General features: G+C 43.2%; 15 protein-coding genes. 8 read left to right on the forward strand and 7 right to left on the reverse strand.

The window, feature by feature from the left end:
- Positions 1-139 precede the first annotated feature (139 nt).
- Entirely contained in the window at positions 140-745 is a 606-nt protein-coding gene (ruvA, locus tag EII32_RS02860; protein WP_125233951.1) for a Holliday junction branch migration protein RuvA, read from the reverse strand.
- A 147-nt stretch (positions 746-892) separates the two neighbouring features.
- Between ruvA and EII32_RS02865 the strand changes: the two genes are divergently transcribed.
- Positions 893-1,792 (forward strand): diaminopimelate dehydrogenase, encoded by a 900-nt coding sequence (locus EII32_RS02865; protein ID WP_125233952.1) that lies wholly within the window; start codon positions 893-895, stop codon positions 1,790-1,792.
- Positions 1,793-2,452: 660 nt separating this feature from the next.
- Here the strand turns inward: EII32_RS02865 and EII32_RS02870 are convergent.
- The 5 genes from EII32_RS02870 to EII32_RS02890 all read right to left on the reverse strand — a co-directional run bounded on the left by EII32_RS02870 (position 2,453) and on the right by EII32_RS02890 (position 7,004).
- A complete protein-coding gene (locus tag EII32_RS02870) occupies positions 2,453-3,883 on the reverse strand; it encodes an aminopeptidase C (RefSeq protein WP_125233953.1) in 1,431 nt (476 codons plus the stop codon).
- A gap of 116 nt (positions 3,884-3,999) precedes the next feature.
- Positions 4,000-5,043: a branched-chain amino acid aminotransferase gene (locus EII32_RS02875; RefSeq protein ID WP_255416443.1), complete on the reverse strand. Its 1,044-nt coding sequence runs from the start codon at positions 5,041-5,043 to the stop codon at positions 4,000-4,002.
- Between the two features lie 106 nt (positions 5,044-5,149).
- A complete protein-coding gene (gene xseB, locus EII32_RS02880) occupies positions 5,150-5,332 on the reverse strand; it encodes an exodeoxyribonuclease VII small subunit (RefSeq protein ID WP_125233955.1) in 183 nt (60 codons plus the stop codon).
- 48 nt (positions 5,333-5,380) lie between these two features.
- Positions 5,381-6,694: an exodeoxyribonuclease VII large subunit gene (gene xseA, locus EII32_RS02885; protein ID WP_199741381.1), complete on the reverse strand. Its 1,314-nt coding sequence runs from the start codon at positions 6,692-6,694 to the stop codon at positions 5,381-5,383.
- 121 nt (positions 6,695-6,815) lie between these two features.
- The gene (locus EII32_RS02890) at positions 6,816-7,004 is read right to left on the reverse strand and encodes a hypothetical protein (protein ID WP_233582295.1); all 189 of its coding nucleotides are present in this window, start codon (positions 7,002-7,004) and stop codon (positions 6,816-6,818) included.
- Between the two features lie 680 nt (positions 7,005-7,684).
- Here EII32_RS02890 and EII32_RS02900 point away from each other — a divergent pair.
- Complete coding sequence (locus EII32_RS02900; protein WP_125233958.1) at positions 7,685-7,999, forward strand: helix-turn-helix domain-containing protein; 315 nt, start codon at positions 7,685-7,687, stop codon at positions 7,997-7,999.
- The gene (locus EII32_RS02905; protein WP_125233959.1) at positions 7,986-9,143 is read left to right on the forward strand and encodes a type II toxin-antitoxin system HipA family toxin; all 1,158 of its coding nucleotides are present in this window, start codon (positions 7,986-7,988) and stop codon (positions 9,141-9,143) included. The genes EII32_RS02900 and EII32_RS02905 overlap by 14 nt, the downstream gene beginning before the upstream one ends.
- Before the next feature lie 858 nt (positions 9,144-10,001).
- Here EII32_RS02905 and EII32_RS02910 read toward each other — a convergent pair.
- A complete protein-coding gene (locus EII32_RS02910; protein ID WP_125233960.1) occupies positions 10,002-11,075 on the reverse strand; it encodes a leucine-rich repeat domain-containing protein in 1,074 nt (357 codons plus the stop codon).
- A 313-nt stretch (positions 11,076-11,388) separates the two neighbouring features.
- Between EII32_RS02910 and EII32_RS02915 the strand changes: the two genes are divergently transcribed.
- From EII32_RS02915 to EII32_RS02935, 5 genes are read left to right on the forward strand one after another with little or no spacing between them, the layout of a single operon-like run.
- Positions 11,389-12,750, forward strand: a complete 1,362-nt coding sequence (locus EII32_RS02915; RefSeq protein ID WP_125233961.1) for an MATE family efflux transporter — start codon at positions 11,389-11,391, stop codon at positions 12,748-12,750.
- 22 nt (positions 12,751-12,772) lie between these two features.
- Entirely contained in the window at positions 12,773-13,402 is a 630-nt protein-coding gene (locus tag EII32_RS02920; RefSeq protein ID WP_125233962.1) for an AAA family ATPase, read from the forward strand.
- Positions 13,403-13,434: 32 nt separating this feature from the next.
- On the forward strand, positions 13,435-14,568 hold the full coding sequence (locus tag EII32_RS02925) for a dTDP-glucose 4,6-dehydratase (RefSeq protein WP_199741382.1): 1,134 nt from the start codon (positions 13,435-13,437) through the stop codon (positions 14,566-14,568).
- Positions 14,569-14,571: 3 nt separating this feature from the next.
- Positions 14,572-14,982 (forward strand): sugar 3,4-ketoisomerase, encoded by a 411-nt coding sequence (locus EII32_RS02930; protein ID WP_125233964.1) that lies wholly within the window; start codon positions 14,572-14,574, stop codon positions 14,980-14,982.
- Positions 14,970-15,908 (forward strand): GNAT family N-acetyltransferase, encoded by a 939-nt coding sequence (locus EII32_RS02935; protein ID WP_125233965.1) that lies wholly within the window; start codon positions 14,970-14,972, stop codon positions 15,906-15,908. The genes EII32_RS02930 and EII32_RS02935 overlap by 13 nt, the downstream gene beginning before the upstream one ends.
- Positions 15,909-15,911: the final 3 nt, after the last annotated feature.

Consider the following 15,911-nt stretch of genomic DNA (forward strand, 5'->3'; position numbering starts at 1 on the left):
CTTTTCGAGGTATGTTCCGTTCCAAAGCATCTGTTCGTTCCATCATGCCTTCTGCTTTATTCTTTCTCCCGCAATCATGTTTGTACCCGGAAACGTTCTCTCCATCTTACAATGTTTATTTATAGAATCCACCTAAAATCTACTTTATCTGCTTCAACGCCAATTTTACCACTTTTTCCACGGGCAGTTCCGGCTGTTCTTTTAGTATTGCGACAACCACCTTCGCCGATGGTGCGGGAGCGAATCCCAGCATGGTCAGTGCCCCTACCGCCTCGTCCTTTACCGGATTTGAGAGTACTGCAATCTGCTCTCCGGTTGCCACGGTAATTTCCTCGGCTATGCCTGATGACACTATTTTATCTTTCAAGTCAACTATTATGCGCTGCGCGGTTCGTAACCCGATACCCTTTACGCTTTTCAACATACGTTCGTTTCCCGAAGATATGACATTGCAAATTTCTGCGACTGTCATTTCCGAGAGTATCATTCGTGCCGTATTTGCACCGACGCCGGACACCGATATGAGCAACAAGAACATCTCACGTTCTTTTTTCGTGGCGAATCCGAACAACAAATATGCATCATCGCGTATAGCCTCATACACCCACAGTCGCGCCTCCTTTTTACCTTGAACGGCACTGTATGTGTTGAGCGATATATTCAATCCGTATCCCACTCCGTGAACTTCCATCACTACCAAGGCGGGAGTGACTTCGACAAGTTCACCTTTCAAGTATTCAATCATTTATCATTACTTTTGTATATATACATCATTATTAACGCACGTCTCTCCCTTTTTATTGCATTATTGTAATTTTTCCTTTGTTTTATTTTGTTTTTGGGCATAATTATATACTTTTGCAACGAGTAATAAAAAATAAAGAAAGAAACAATGAAGAAGATAAGAGCGGCCGTAGTAGGATACGGAAACATCGGACGTTACACACTCGAAGCTCTCGAGGCGGCGCCGGATTTTGAAGTCGCCGGCATCGTAAGGCGCAACGGAGCAGAGAACAAACCGGCATTATTGGCACGATATGATGTTGTAAAAGACATTGCCGAACTGAAAGATGTTGACGTGGCAATACTTTCCACACCGACACGCAGTTGCGAAGAATATGCTAACAAGATTCTGCCTTTGGGGATAAACACCGTTGACTCGTTCGACATACACACGGAAATACGCGGCTACCGCGAGAGACTTATGAAAATAAACAAGAATACCGGTACGGTAAGTATCATTGCTGCCGGTTGGGATCCGGGGTCTGACAGCGTGGTGCGTACCATGATGCAGAGCCTTGCACCAAAAGGAATAACATACACCAACTTCGGTCCGGGAATGTCAATGGGGCACTCTGTATGCGCACGTACAAAGAAAGGTGTAAAAAATGCACTTTCAATGACAATACCCCTCGGCGAGGGAATACACCGTCGCATGGTATATATAGAACTTGAAGAGGGTGCAAAACTTGAAGAGGCAACAGCAGAAATAAAAGCCGACCCATACTTTGCCAACGATGATACGCACATAATTGCCGTGCCATCGGTTGACGAACTGCGCGACATGGGGCACGGAGTGAACCTTATAAGAAAAGGAGTAAGCGGGAACACACAGAACCAACGTATGGAATTTAACATGAGCATTAACAACCCTGCACTTACCGGACAGATTCTCGTAAATGTTGCCCGGGCATCAATGCGGCAGCAGCCCGGTTGTTATACTATGATCGAAATTCCCGTAATCGACCTTTTACCCGGCGAACGTGCCGACCTTGTGGAACATCTTGTATGATAATAGTTGCAAATCGGGCATCAGGTTAAATTTGTTCCGTGTAATAATGCGGGTTCCATAAATTACCATCACGTTGTACTCGTAAACGGTTTCTCAACCTTACAAAGTCTATTTATATAAAACCCGTCAAGACCTCTGCGAAAGTAATTCCGCATGGTATCATCTGCATATATTTTTTATTGACATACGTTCTGTTACGAGTTGACAACAAGTTGTTTTGTCATTAGACGGAAACTATTTGGCAATTTCGGCGAAATTGGTGAGCAAAGCCGCCGAAATTGGTCAGTAATTTCGGCGGTTTTGCAGTACGATCAAGCACAAATAAGATGCCGGTTCGGGGTAAGAAACAACATAAAAAGTTCGAGACCTCTGCAAAAACAATCGCTTTTGCAGAGGTCTCTTGTCATTAAACCCAAATCGGTCATCAGACCGCATTTGCTTAGACTTGCTATTGCCGTTAAGTTTCCCAACTGCTTTAGCCCACTTGCTGACATCTGCGCGGCCGTTTCATCTCGACGCAGCCCGCCACGCCTTCGATGAAACGGCTGTACATCTGCTCAACAATCGAACAAAATCGGTTGAGGGTTCTAATGACCGATTTGGGTTAAAAAATAAAAATCACCAAATGTCCGACTCTCAAAATCTTATCCTTTACACCAATCAGTTGTCTTCGGCAAACAACGGGTCATCGGGTGTAAGCATGATGGGTTTTTGCTGTGCCTCCTTGAGAAGTTTCTCCGACACATATTTCTTATCAACAACAAGACGGAACATGTACTCATTGAACCACTCGTTGGTCATTATGAGACAGCCTTTATGACCGTATTCCGGCCCCCAAGAGTTTTCCACTTTCCATTTCAAAGGTTTCCCGTTTGCATCAAGATCAACGGCAGACAGTGTCATGGCATGTGTCGAACCGCTGTCGAACGTTGATATGCGCTGCGCCTTATTCATCGGGAAAGTTGTGCCGAGCAGCGACTCATAGTCAAAATTATCGAGTGTCAACAAACCTTTCTTGCGGTCGAGTTGTTTGCCAACATCATAACTGCTGTACATCTTACGCCCGTCTTTCAGCGATGCTATGGCCAACTCTGCAATCTCTTCCATCGGAAGGTTAAGATATACCCAGTTGTGTCCGTCGTATGTATGGCGGTCGTATTCCACCTCATAAGTTTTGTGATATTCATGTCGCGGGTCGTTCATAACCATTATGAAAGTTCCGTTGAGCGGAGTGCCTGCCACCTCGCGATAGAATTCCTGAGGAGTATAATTACGCGGAGTACCCACCGTCTTACCATCCTTATTTTTAAAGGCATAAGAGAACTGCTGTGTAGGATTGCCGAGCGTGAGTGTCAATATACGATATACCACACCGAGCATCTTGGCCTTTTCCTCTTTTATCTGTTTCTTGCTTTTCCCCTGTGCCACCATGTCTCGCAACCGCAGTCCCTGCTCGCGCAGTTTGCTCATCAGAAGCGATCGCATCTTCGACGTATTTTCGGCATTGTATGTCTCGGGCATCACAGTATTAGGCACGAGTCCGTATTTCTCCGTCAAGTCCGCCACACCGCAGAACGTACCTCCGTCCGCAACAGGATTCTTGAAAAAGAACTGCACTTTCGGGTCGTCTATGGGCAGTTTTCCCGTATCTATTACCCCTTGTAGGAAAAGGTTCGATTTCTCCAATTGGTCATAGAAGAAGAGATAGGCGTGCGAGAATTCCACTCTTAACGAGTCTGTCTTCTTTGCGAAATTCGAACGCAGTACGTTGAAGCCGCTGAACATCCAGCATCTTCCCGAACTTTTCTGGTCGTGAATGTTCTGCGCCATTGTCTCCACGCTGAAATGCGTGTCATTATCGGAATTGCTCATATAACTTTTGGCAAGGTTATCAATGCTGTTCCCTGCCATTGCATTGAACAATGCCTTGTCGGAAGAAGAGTTCCTTTGGTTATTGACTATCTGCTGCAACATTTCTGTCGAGAGACCTCCATCTTTTGTCTGTGCCGTGGCAGAATATGAGCAAACTATGGCTATTGCCGGCACGAGCAGCCTGTTTGCCACTCTTACTAAATTGTTTTTCTTTGTCATTTTCGTATAAGTCATAAGAGGGGATGCCTGTTTCGACATGCCCTCATTACGATTACATATACCATGCCCCTGCCTTTAACGATACGAGCAAGGGGCAAGGTGTTTTATTACTGAAATTAATCTATTACAACTGTTGTCCAACCGTGCTTGTCCTCGTCAATACCATATTGGATATTGCGTAGGTGTGTGTAGAGTTTCTCTGATATTGGACCCGGTTTTCCGTCTTTTGAAATGACATAACTCTTACCGGTCTCAACGTCGTCAATGCGCGATATGGGACTGATTACCGCAGCCGTACCGCAGGCGCCGGCTTCCTCGAATGTCGCGAGTTCTTCTTCCGGAACAGGTCTGCGTTCCACCTTCATGCCGAGGTCTTCCGCAAGTTGCATAAGACTCTTGTTTGTGATAGACGGCAATATGCTCGTGGATTTCGGCGTTATGTATGTATTGTTCTTTATACCGAAGAAGTTGGCTGCTCCACACTCATCGATATATTTCTTCTCCTTTGCGTCGAGATAAAACTCGCAGGCATATCCGAGATCGTGCGCTTTCTTGTTTGCAAGCAACGAAGCGGCATAGTTTCCGCCCACCTTATATACACCCGTACCGAGAGGAGCGGCACGGTCGTGGTCGCGCATGATGACGTACGGATTGGCGGAGAAACCACCTTTGAAGTATGGTCCCACCGGTGTTACCAATATCAAGAACAAATATTCGTTTGCCGGACGTACACCCACCTGAGCACCTGTACCTATGAGCAAAGGGCGAATATACAGTGTGGCACCACTCTCATACGTCGGTATCCACTCCTGATTCAGGCGTACCACCTTTTTTACCATCTCGCAGAACAATTCCGTCGGGAGTTCCGGCATCAATATGCCACGGCATGTGGATTGCAGTCGTGCAGCATTCTCTTCCATACGGAACACGCGTACCTTGCCGTCCGGACAACGATATGCTTTCAATCCTTCGAAAGCCTCTTGCCCGTAATGCAGACTCGTTGCTGCCATGTGCAGTTTGATATACTCGTCGGAACTTACTTCTATTTCTCCCCACTTACCGTTGCGATAATAGCATCGCACGTTGTAATCGGTTGGCATATAACCGAAAGACAGATTTGCCCAGTCTAAGTTTTTCATAGTTTCTAATAATTTATTAATGTTATATTGCTGCAAAAGTAATTAAAACAACATACATATGCAAGTTTTTCATTGACTTTTTTTGTTTTTTTCGTTACTTTACAAATACTTACGCAACGAGGCGATATTAGTCTTTTAACAGCATTTTCCTAATTTCCTCATCGGTCTTGGTAAGACGGTCGCGGCATATCTTTATCAGTTGATGTGCCCTTTTCAACTGTGCAGCCATCTCGTCTATGCCCACCTCGTCGTTTTCCATTCTCTCAACTATCTGTTCCAATTCTTTCAATGCGTCTTCGTATTTTACCATATTTTTTTATGTTTTTATTTTATTGTTTCAAGTTGTCTTTTTTCATCATCAGGCATCTACGGTAGAGTGTATCGAACCGTTTTCCACCCTTGTTTCCAGTTTGTCTCCGGGTTTAAGTTTCGAAGCGTCGCGCACCACTTTCCCGTCATGCATTGTTATGCTGTAACCTTTCTTCAACAACAAATCCGGATTGAGCGACATCGCACGCTGCTCAAGCATTTGCAATCTATGCTTCTCGCCGGCAATCTTGTGTTCCGGCACAGAATGCAGATTGACTGAGATTACTTCAATCTCATGCTTGAGGTTTGAGATTGTGAGTTTTGCGGCGGCAATCATTTCGCGGAACATTTGTCCTATACGGTTTTCCTGTCTTTCCTTTACCAACGAGAACATTGACGGTATCTTCTGCGACACTCTCTGCAATCTCAACTGCTCCATGTCCATTCGTTGCTTCGCACCGGCCGTCAACACGCCCTGTGCATATTGCAGATAGTCCCAAATTCGTTTCAGATTGTCTGTTAACAGAGCCGCAGCCGCCGTCGGTGTCTTTACCCTTATATGACTCACCATGTCAAGAATACTCTCGTCGCGCTCGTGTCCTATGCCCGTGATGATTGGTATAGGGAACTGAGCCACATTTTCGGCAAGTGCAAGTGTGTCGAAACCCGACAAATCGCTCGTTGCGCCACCGCCTCTTATGATAACTACGCAGTCGGGAGCTGTTTCTCCCTCTGTTGCCGATGTTTCATATATGGCATCCAACGCCGATATTATGCTTTGCTCAACGCCCTCTCCCTGCATTATGGCAGGAAAAAGCCGAACTTGGAAACGGAAACCGTACTCGTTACCCTCGAGTTGATTCACGAAATCACCGTAACCGGCAGCATTGGCACTGCTTATTACCGCAATGTTACGGCAGAACAACGGCAACGTAAGTTCTTTCTGCAATTCGAATACCCCTTCCTCCTTCAGTCGGGCGATTATTTCTTGTCGCTTGCGTGCCATGTCGCCGAGGGTATATGTGGGGTCTATGTCACTTATTATCCATGAAAAACCGTATGCCGGGTGGAAATTGGCACCGACAAGCAGCAGAACTTTCATGCCTGCATGCAAACGCTGTCCCGTAACCTTTTCGAAATGAGGCGACACAACACTCCATGTTGTCTGCCAACACTTTGCCGAAGCCCTTGCAACAGGGGTGTTCGAATCGTCCGACTTCTCTACGAGATCTATATGGCAATGCCCGCGAACGACACGGAGTTCGGATATTTCCGCCTCGACCCAGTATTCACGCGGCATTCCAATGTCTATCACTTCGGCAAGAAGTTGGTTAAGTTCATACAGCGACAGGGTATTCCTCATTATATTATTATAATATAAGTTGATTCCTTTTTAAATTAATCAAATGCAAAGATAATCATATTCCAGAAATGAACAAATAAAAATTTAACATTTCGTTCCACCTGCAATATCTTTGCTTATGTTAAGGATAATAACGCTTAAACCCAAATCGGTCATTAGAAGCCTCAACCGATTTTGTTCGATTGTTGAGCAGATGTGCAGCCGTTTCATCGAAGGCGTAGCAGGCTACGTCAAGATAAAATGGCTGCGCAGATGTCAGCAAGCGGGCTAAAGCAGTCGGGAAGCGTAACGGCAAGGCAAATCTAAGCAAATGCGGTATAATGACCGATTTGGGTTAAAAATACGGAATGAAGCAATATTAAAGTGTATAAGTATATACGAATTCGGGGTAAAAAATTATCATAAAATTTGGTAATCTGCGGAAAATATTGTACCTTTATGGTATTAAAAACAATAAAATGCAAACAAAATTCACCATAATCACCGAGGATAAAGTTTTTCAATTAGTTCAAGGAAAATCTATAAATTTTCTGTATTATCGATAAATTTAACAAGAATTTTAATGCCGAACTTGAAAAAAAATCTATTTTACCATCGTTTGACCGCACCGGCAGACGCTGTCGTAACCGTAAAAGTCAAATGTCGGAAAGTGGAATAATGAATCCGTGTTCGGCACTTGCTGCATATTGTTTATTCGACAATAAACCGAAAGCATTATCCGTACATGTGGAAAAGTCGAAACAATTAGAAGTATTTTGATATGATTCTTATCCCGAACTGACATATTGATAAAGTGGAATACAAGACTTATTTTAAGGAATTTAATACATACATCAACAGCCATTTACCCAATTCGTATTGGTATAATGAATAAAAAAAGAACGAAAAACTTGCGAAAGTAAGGAAAAAACATTATATTTGCAACGATTAGTATATTAATTATTAAATAGAGATGTTTAATATAACAACTAATATAATAATTATTGAATTATGTATATATTTGAGCCTATATCGACAGAAGATATCCTTAGACGACTGTCAGGCAACTGCCGTTCACGGCGACTGGAGAAGAATATGTCTCAGAAAACACTTTCCGAAACCAGCGGTGTGCCATTATCTACCATACAGAGGTTTGAGCATATCGGCGAGATTTCCCTTGCCGGTTTAGTGAAAATTGTTCGTGTGCTTGGCTATGCGGAGGACATGATGGAGCTTATAGGAAAGCCCAAATATACGAGCCTTGATGAAATGGTCAAAATCAACAAGAACAAAAGCAGAAAGAGAGGAACCGATGAGAGAGTTTGAATCATTGAAAGTCATGTATCATGACCGACTGGTAGGGCGACTGACCATGGGAACCAACGCCGCCTGCCTTTTTCAATATGACAGGGAATGGCTTAACACAGGTTTTTCCATATCCCCATTGAAACTGCCCTTGAAAGGGGATTTGTTTGAAGCGGACTACCTGCCATTTCAAGGAAACTTCGGTGTGTTTGAAGACTGCATGCCCGGTGGATATGGAGAGTATGTCCTACAAAAGGAATTAGAGAAGCAAGGTATCAACTATAAATCACTTAATCCTTTACAGAAGTTAAGCATCGTTGGTTCTTCGGGTATGGGAGCATTATGCTATATCCCTGATAACAAGATTACCATGTCGAATGAGCCGGTCAATCTCGATGAAATACAGCAATCTGCTTTGGATGTACTGTCAGGCAAGACCTATGAGAACGCCGGACGACTTTATGTTAACAGTGGCAATTCGGGCGGTGTGCACCCAAAGATACTGTTACAGGATGATGGAAGAAACTGGATAATTAAGTTTCGACACACCTATGACCCCATAGAGTCGGGTGTTATTGAATTCATGTATAATCAAGCAGCCAAAGAAGCCGGTATCATCGTTCCATCATTCAAACTTTTCGATGGTCGTTATTTTGGGGAGGAGCGTTTTGACCTGTTGCCCGATGGCGAACGCATACACATGATAACGGCAAGCGGACTTCTTAATGAAAGCATCAATCCACCAAAGATGGACTACAAAACCCTGTTGGCACTGACCGGCTATATCACCCAAGATCACATCGAGGTGGAGCAGCAATTCCGCAGGATGGTCTTCAACTACTATGCAGAGAATTTCGACGATCACGCACGCAATTTCTCTTTCTTGTATATGAATGGAAAGTGGAAACTCTCCCCGGCTTACGATATGACCCACGATAGTCCGTTGGGACAGCATGCCACGACAGTAGGTTTCAAAGCGAATCCCATTGAGGAGGATTTCATAGAAGCAGGTACGTCCGTACAAATTTCCCGAAAACTTTGCGCAGAAATCATTGACGAGGTGAAGCCAGTCGGTCAAAGATTAGTTGACAAACTAAGGAAAGGGCTGTACGACATATCAGTCAATAACGACAAGAGGGAAAAGAAAGATCAAACTACAACATAGAAGAGGATGCGGTAAAGAATTGTTAATATCATTATAACAACATACTACTATAAAGTTTATCATCATATCTTTTTGATGATTATAAAATATGATTTCAATGTTTTTATAAAATAATCCTCTCATAACTTAGATGGAATTGTCTATATCAGGCGATTATGCAAAGTTCAGCCTTTGACTTGCGTTTCATGACTGGAACTTTGAAGAGGAAAGGCATGACTATTCACATCTCTACAAGACAGGATACAAGCATGATTGTGGAGCAAATTTATGATAACTTTCCATTATAATCTAAAGATTCAAAAACGAAGTACAAAGCAAATTCCCTATGTTTTTTATGGTACCAAGCCTATGAAAAAAAGGAAGATATTTTGCACTTCGTTTTTGAATCTTCGGTTTTTTTTATAAAACCACTTTAAACCCAAATCGGTCATTGGAACCCTCAACCGATTTTTTGTTAGATTGTTGAGCAGATGTGCAGCCGTTTTATCGAAGGCGTAGCGGGCTACGTCGAGATGTAATGGCTGCGCAGATGGCAGCAAGCGGACTAAAGCAGTCGGGAAGCGTAACGCGCAATAGCAAATCTAAGCAAATGCGGTATAATGACCGATTTGGGTTAAAAATACGGAATGAAGCAAAATTAAAGTGTAGAATTATGGTCGTTATTTCACTCTCGGACAAGCATGTAAAGTGCTTTCTGCATTTTGTTTCATTGTAAGACAAAGTCAGAGTTCCAACTTTTTCTAATAAACTACCTACACTGTTTCTTATCCATAAGAAAAAATAGTTGTCCAAAATGTTTCCTTTTTGATTAAAGAATAGTTTCGGACAACCAACAAAATCAATATAGAGGCATCATCTTCATTTTACAATCACCTTCATTTTATGATTGCTGTATTTGACGATATATACACCTTTTGAGAAAGGAATAGAAAATTCAGGACTATTGTTTTTTACAGTTTTAACTAACTTACCATACAAATCAAAGATTTCAATTTGTTTTCCTTTTTCTTCTTGCAATATTACAATTTCACCTGTTCCACCTTTTGCCTTAAATGTACTAAAAGTATTCGATTTTATTTCCGATGATAATATTTCTTTAATATTAGGTGAAAAATTCTTCCATTGTGCTGCTTCAGAATAGGCTTCAACACTACCTTCCGGAACATATAAAACACAATTTCCACCTACGCTTGCCGTACTAACTTGCTCAAAAACCTCTGTACCCATTGCATCTCCTGTCAAAGGAACAACTATTTTACATATTATATTTCTCAATTTCACACAAGCATAGAACCCGTCATTCCCAATTTTCTCCACACCACTTGGAATAGTTACCTCATTTAAATTCATACACCCATAAAATGTTTGTCCGCCAATTTCTTTTACAGTTGCAGGTATTTCAAATGCCCCTGTCTTACCACAAGGACACTGGATGATTTTTGTTATGTCCTTATTGTATAATGCACCGTTTAAACTTGAATAGTTGGCATTATTCGGATCTACATTTATCTCTTTCAATTTCGCACATGATATGAAAGCCCACTTGCCAATACTTTTAACGTTTTCAGGTATATTTAACGTAGTTAGATTGTGACAACCTAAAAAAGCCTTCTCATTTATTTTTTTCAAAGACTTTGGTAATGTTACGTTTGTAATTCCTTCACACATATAAAAAGCATATTTGCCAATTCCAACGACATCATATTCAATTCCATCTTCATTAGCAACTTTTTCGGGAATATCAATATCTCCCTCTAATTTTGTTGTGTATTTACCCTTTCCTTTTTCTGCCACAACATAAACTTCTTTATTTTCTGCATTTATGATTTTGTAGAACAATTTTCCATATTTAAAATCATAGTTTTTTAACTGTGCATTAACATTGATTGCGACTAAAGAAATACAAATAAACAATAATAATCTACCTTTCATAAATTTGTTTTAAATTTAGGTTATACAAAAAATGATGTTATTCGCTACAAAGATAAAACTTTTTTATCTATTTACATTGAATCTTCGGTCTTTTTTTATAAAATCACTTTAAAAGCACATTATTACGAAAATAAAGTTTATAAAACACTTTGTTAACAAGGTTGTATTTTATATGGAAAAAGGAAAACAAGTCACAGTTCTTGAAATCACGGTCAAGACTTTTTGATTTGGCAGCTAAGACGGGTGAAACTCGGAAATGCCCAATGAAAAAATTTGGCATTTCACTCTACTTGCACTATCTTTGCACCGAAATATGGATAACAGAAAATCGACATTGGCACTTGGGACAAAACCCGTGGGGAAACTCTTGATGCAATATGCTACACCGGCGATAGCGGCAATGGTGGCTTCATCGCTGTATAACATGATTGACAGCATATTCATAGGACAAGGTGTGGGACCGATGGCAATATCGGGTCTTGCCATTACTTTTCCTTTTATGAACCTCAGCGGAGCATTCGGGGCAGCCATTGGCGTGGGGGCATCGACAACCCTGTCTGTAAGATTGGGACAGCGGGACTACCGAACGGCACAGAAGATACTTGGCAACACCGTTGTACTAAACACCATTATCGGTATTCTGTTCGGAGTGACATGTCTCGTTTTCCTTGAACCTATACTGCGCATTTTCGGTGCTACCGACAACACCTTGCCGTACGCGAACGAATACATGACTGTTTTACTGCTCGGAAGTGTGATAACATATCAGTACTTCGGACTGAATGCCGTACTTCGGGCGGCATCGAAACCGCACATGGCAATGTATGTAACGATTTTCACAGTAGTATTAAACACCGCACTCGACCCGCTGTTCATTTATGTCTTCGACATGGGAATACGAGGTGCCGCATTGGCAACGATTTTGGCACAGGCACTCGCTCTGACATGGCAGTTACGTGTTTTCAGCGATAATCGCGAGATGCTGCATTTCCAAAAAGGGTGTTACAAACTCGACGTTGACATTGTTAAAAACATCATAGCAATCGGCATGTCGCCGTTCTCGATGAATGCCTGCGCGTGCATCATTGTAATCTTTATAAACACCACGCTGGTAAGGCACGGCGGAGACATTGCGGTGGGCGCATTCGGCATAGCACACCGCATAGGATTCGTTTTTTTCATGATAGTAATGGGCATCAACCAAGGCATGCAGCCAATTGCCGGATACAACTACGGGGCGGGTAACTACAATCGAATGATGCAAGTTCTAAAACTGTCCATACTAACGGCTACGGTTGTTATGACCACCGGATGGCTCATTGGAGAAGTCGCACCTGTATATTGTGCACGCCTGTTCACGAACGACAGACAGTTGACAGAAATTGCCGCACACGGAATACGCATAAGCATGTTATGCTTCCCTTTAATAGGTTTCCAAGCCGTAACAACCAATTTCTTTCAATCCATTGGCAAAGCGAAGATAAGCATATTTCTGTCACTATCGCGACAAATGATTTTCCTTCTGCCGCTACTCATCATACTGCCGGTGAGAATGGGAGAGGACGGTGTGTGGTGGGCACTGCCGGCATCAGATGCCACGGCTTTTTTCACAACGTTGACAATACTGATTGCATACATAAGGAAAATAAAACCGAAACAAGCAACAAACGTATAAGAAACTTCTATTAATCAACGATATGGACAACAAAAAGATTATAATAACCATAGGTCGACAACTCGGTTCGGGAGGAAGGGAAATCGCAAAGATTATCGCCGAAGATTTGGGATACAGGTTCTACGACAAAGAATTGCTCAACCTCGCCGCAAAGGAAAGCGGATTCTCTGAGAAAGTATTTGAAAAGAACGACGAACACAAAGGATTCCTGCGAACGCTGTTCCACCCGCATGTTCCACACATAGGCGACGGGAACTTCTACAAAAGCGATTTCTCGCAGGAGGGATTGTTCCAATTTCAGAGCGACGCAATAAAGAAAGCGGCAAACGAAAGTTCGTGCGTGTTCGTGGGAAGATGCGCCGACTATGTGCTGCGCAACTGTGACAACGTGATAAAGATATTCATTACTGCCGACATGGAGCAGCGCATGGAAAGGATATGCAAAAGATTATGTTGCGATGACATGACGGCATGCAAAATAATCAGCAACAGCGAAAACGAGCGTGCATCATATTACAACTACTATACCGGACAACGGTGGGGCAACGCCGGAAACTACGACCTGTGTATAAACTCGTCAATACTCGGCATTAAAGGAACCACTGCCATAATAAAAGAGTTCGTAAAATCACGACAATGCAATTTATTTTAAATTTGAACGTTATTTAATAAAAACATAATATTATGAAGACAATAGTTATTACCGGCGGTGCCGGTTTCATAGGAAGCCATGTTGTAAGGCTCTTCGTAAAAAAATATCCGGAATATAACATAATAAACGTTGACAACCTTACATACGCCGGAAATCTTGCCAATCTGAAAGATATAGAGAACCGACCGAACTACGATTTCGTAAAAATGAACATCTGCGACTTTGATGCTTTCTACCGACTTATGCAGGAAAGACATGTAGATGGTATTATTCACCTTGCGGCAGAAAGTCATGTTGACCGCTCGATAAAAGACCCGTTTACCTTCGCACGCACAAACGTAATGGGTACATTGTCGCTGTTACAGGCTGCCAAACTCTTTTGGGAGTCGCTGCCGGAGGGATACGAGGGAAAGCGTTTCTACCATATCTCCACCGACGAGGTGTACGGAGCACTCGAACTTACACACCCGGAGGGAATAGAACCGCCGTTCTCGACGACGGCATCGTCTTCAAAACATCACAAGGCATACGGAGATAAATTCTTCGTTGAAACGACAAAATATAATCCGCACTCGCCATATTCTGCCGCAAAAGCATCGAGCGACCACTTCGTCAGGGCATTTCACGACACTTACGGAATGCCTGTGGTGGTAACAAATTGTTCAAACAACTACGGACCGTACCAATTTCCGGAGAAACTGATACCGCTTTTCATAAACAACATAAGGCATCGAAAGCCGCTGCCGGTATATGGAAAGGGAGAAAACGTGCGAGACTGGCTTTACGTGGAAGACCATGCAAGGGCAATAAACCTTATCTTCCACAAAGGGAAGGTGGCAGAGACATACAACATCGGAGGATTCAACGAGTGGAAAAACATTGATATAATAAAGGTCGTGATAAACACCGTTGACCGACTGCTCGGACGAAAAGAGGGAGAGGACATGAACCTCATAACATACGTCACCGACCGGAAAGGACATGACATGCGCTATGCCATCGACTCAACAAAACTACAAAAAGAACTGGGCTGGGAGCCGAGTCTGCAATTTGAAGAAGGCATAGAGAAAACCGTACGCTGGTATCTTGACAATCAAGAGTGGCTCGACAACGTTACAAGCGGAGACTATCAAAAGTACTACGAGAAAATGTACGGCAACAAATAGGAAATGGGAGAACTCGGAAAGATTATTGAACTCCAGAAAGTGACCGACCCGCGAGGCAATCTCACCGTTGCGGAGGGGGTGACACAGGTGCCGTTTGCAATAGCCCGCGCTTATTGGGTATATGACGTACCGGGAGGCGAGAGCCGGGGAGGGCATGCACACAAGCGACTGAAACAAATAGTGGTGGCAACCAGCGGAAGTTTTACCGTGACGCTCGACAACGGACGGGAACAAAAGAAATACTTGCTGAATCATCCATGGCAAGGACTCCTTATCGAAACAGGGATATGGCGTACACTCGACGATTTCTCATCGGGAGCAGTGTGTCTGGTGCTCGCATCACAACCATACGAGGAAGAGGACTACATCTACGACTACGACGATTTCCTAAAATACGCCAAATGTTCGAAATAGAGAGATACGTCAAGACACGGGAAAAGGAATGGAACGAGTTCGTGGAGAAATCTAAAAACGGCACATTCCTTTTCAACCGACAGTACATGGACTATCACGAGGAACGTTTCACGGATCATTCGTTGATGTTCCGTCGCGACGGGAAACTTTACGCCTTGCTGCCGGCAAACGTTAAGGACGGAACGCTGTATTCGCATCAAGGACTGACATACGGGGGACTCGTCACCGGCACGGAAACCCGAACCGTGCATGTAATGGAGATGATACGCACAATGAACGGCATGCTGAAAAGCGAGGGCATCGAACGGGTAGTGTACAAGGCAGTGCCTTCAATATACCACCGCGTGCCTGCCGAAGAAGACTTGTATGCAATACACCGCGAATGCAGTTATAGGATTACAGAGCGCGACGTATCATCGGCAATACGCCAAGACATGCCGTTGAAATGGAAAAAAGACCGCAGGCACGGACTAAAAAAGGCCTCGGACGACGGAATAAAGGTGGAGAAAAGCGATGATTTCGAAGGCTTTTGGGAAATACTTTCCGACAACCTTATGCTGAACCACGATGCGAAACCGGTACACTCCGCAGATGAAATAAGGCTTCTCAACTCGCGATTCCCCCAAAACATCATGCTATACACGAGCACAAGAGGAAACGAAATGCTCGGAGGCTGCGTAGTATTCGTAACAGCACAAGTGGTACACACGCAGTATATCGCGGCAACAAAAAACGGGAAAAAAAACGGCGCGGTGGATATAATAATCGACTATTTGTTGAACAAAGAGTTTCCCGACTGCACATATTTCGATTTCGGCAAATCGACCGAAAAACATTGCGAAATGCTAAACGAGAACCTTATATATCAAAAAGAGGGGTTCGGCGGCAGGGCGGTATGCTACGATACTTACGAGTGGACATTATAATAA

Origin of the sequence: Prevotella sp. OH937_COT-195, from assembly GCF_003932845.1 — a bacterium.
In the GTDB taxonomy this organism is placed as follows: Bacteria; Bacteroidota; Bacteroidia; order Bacteroidales; family Bacteroidaceae; genus Prevotella.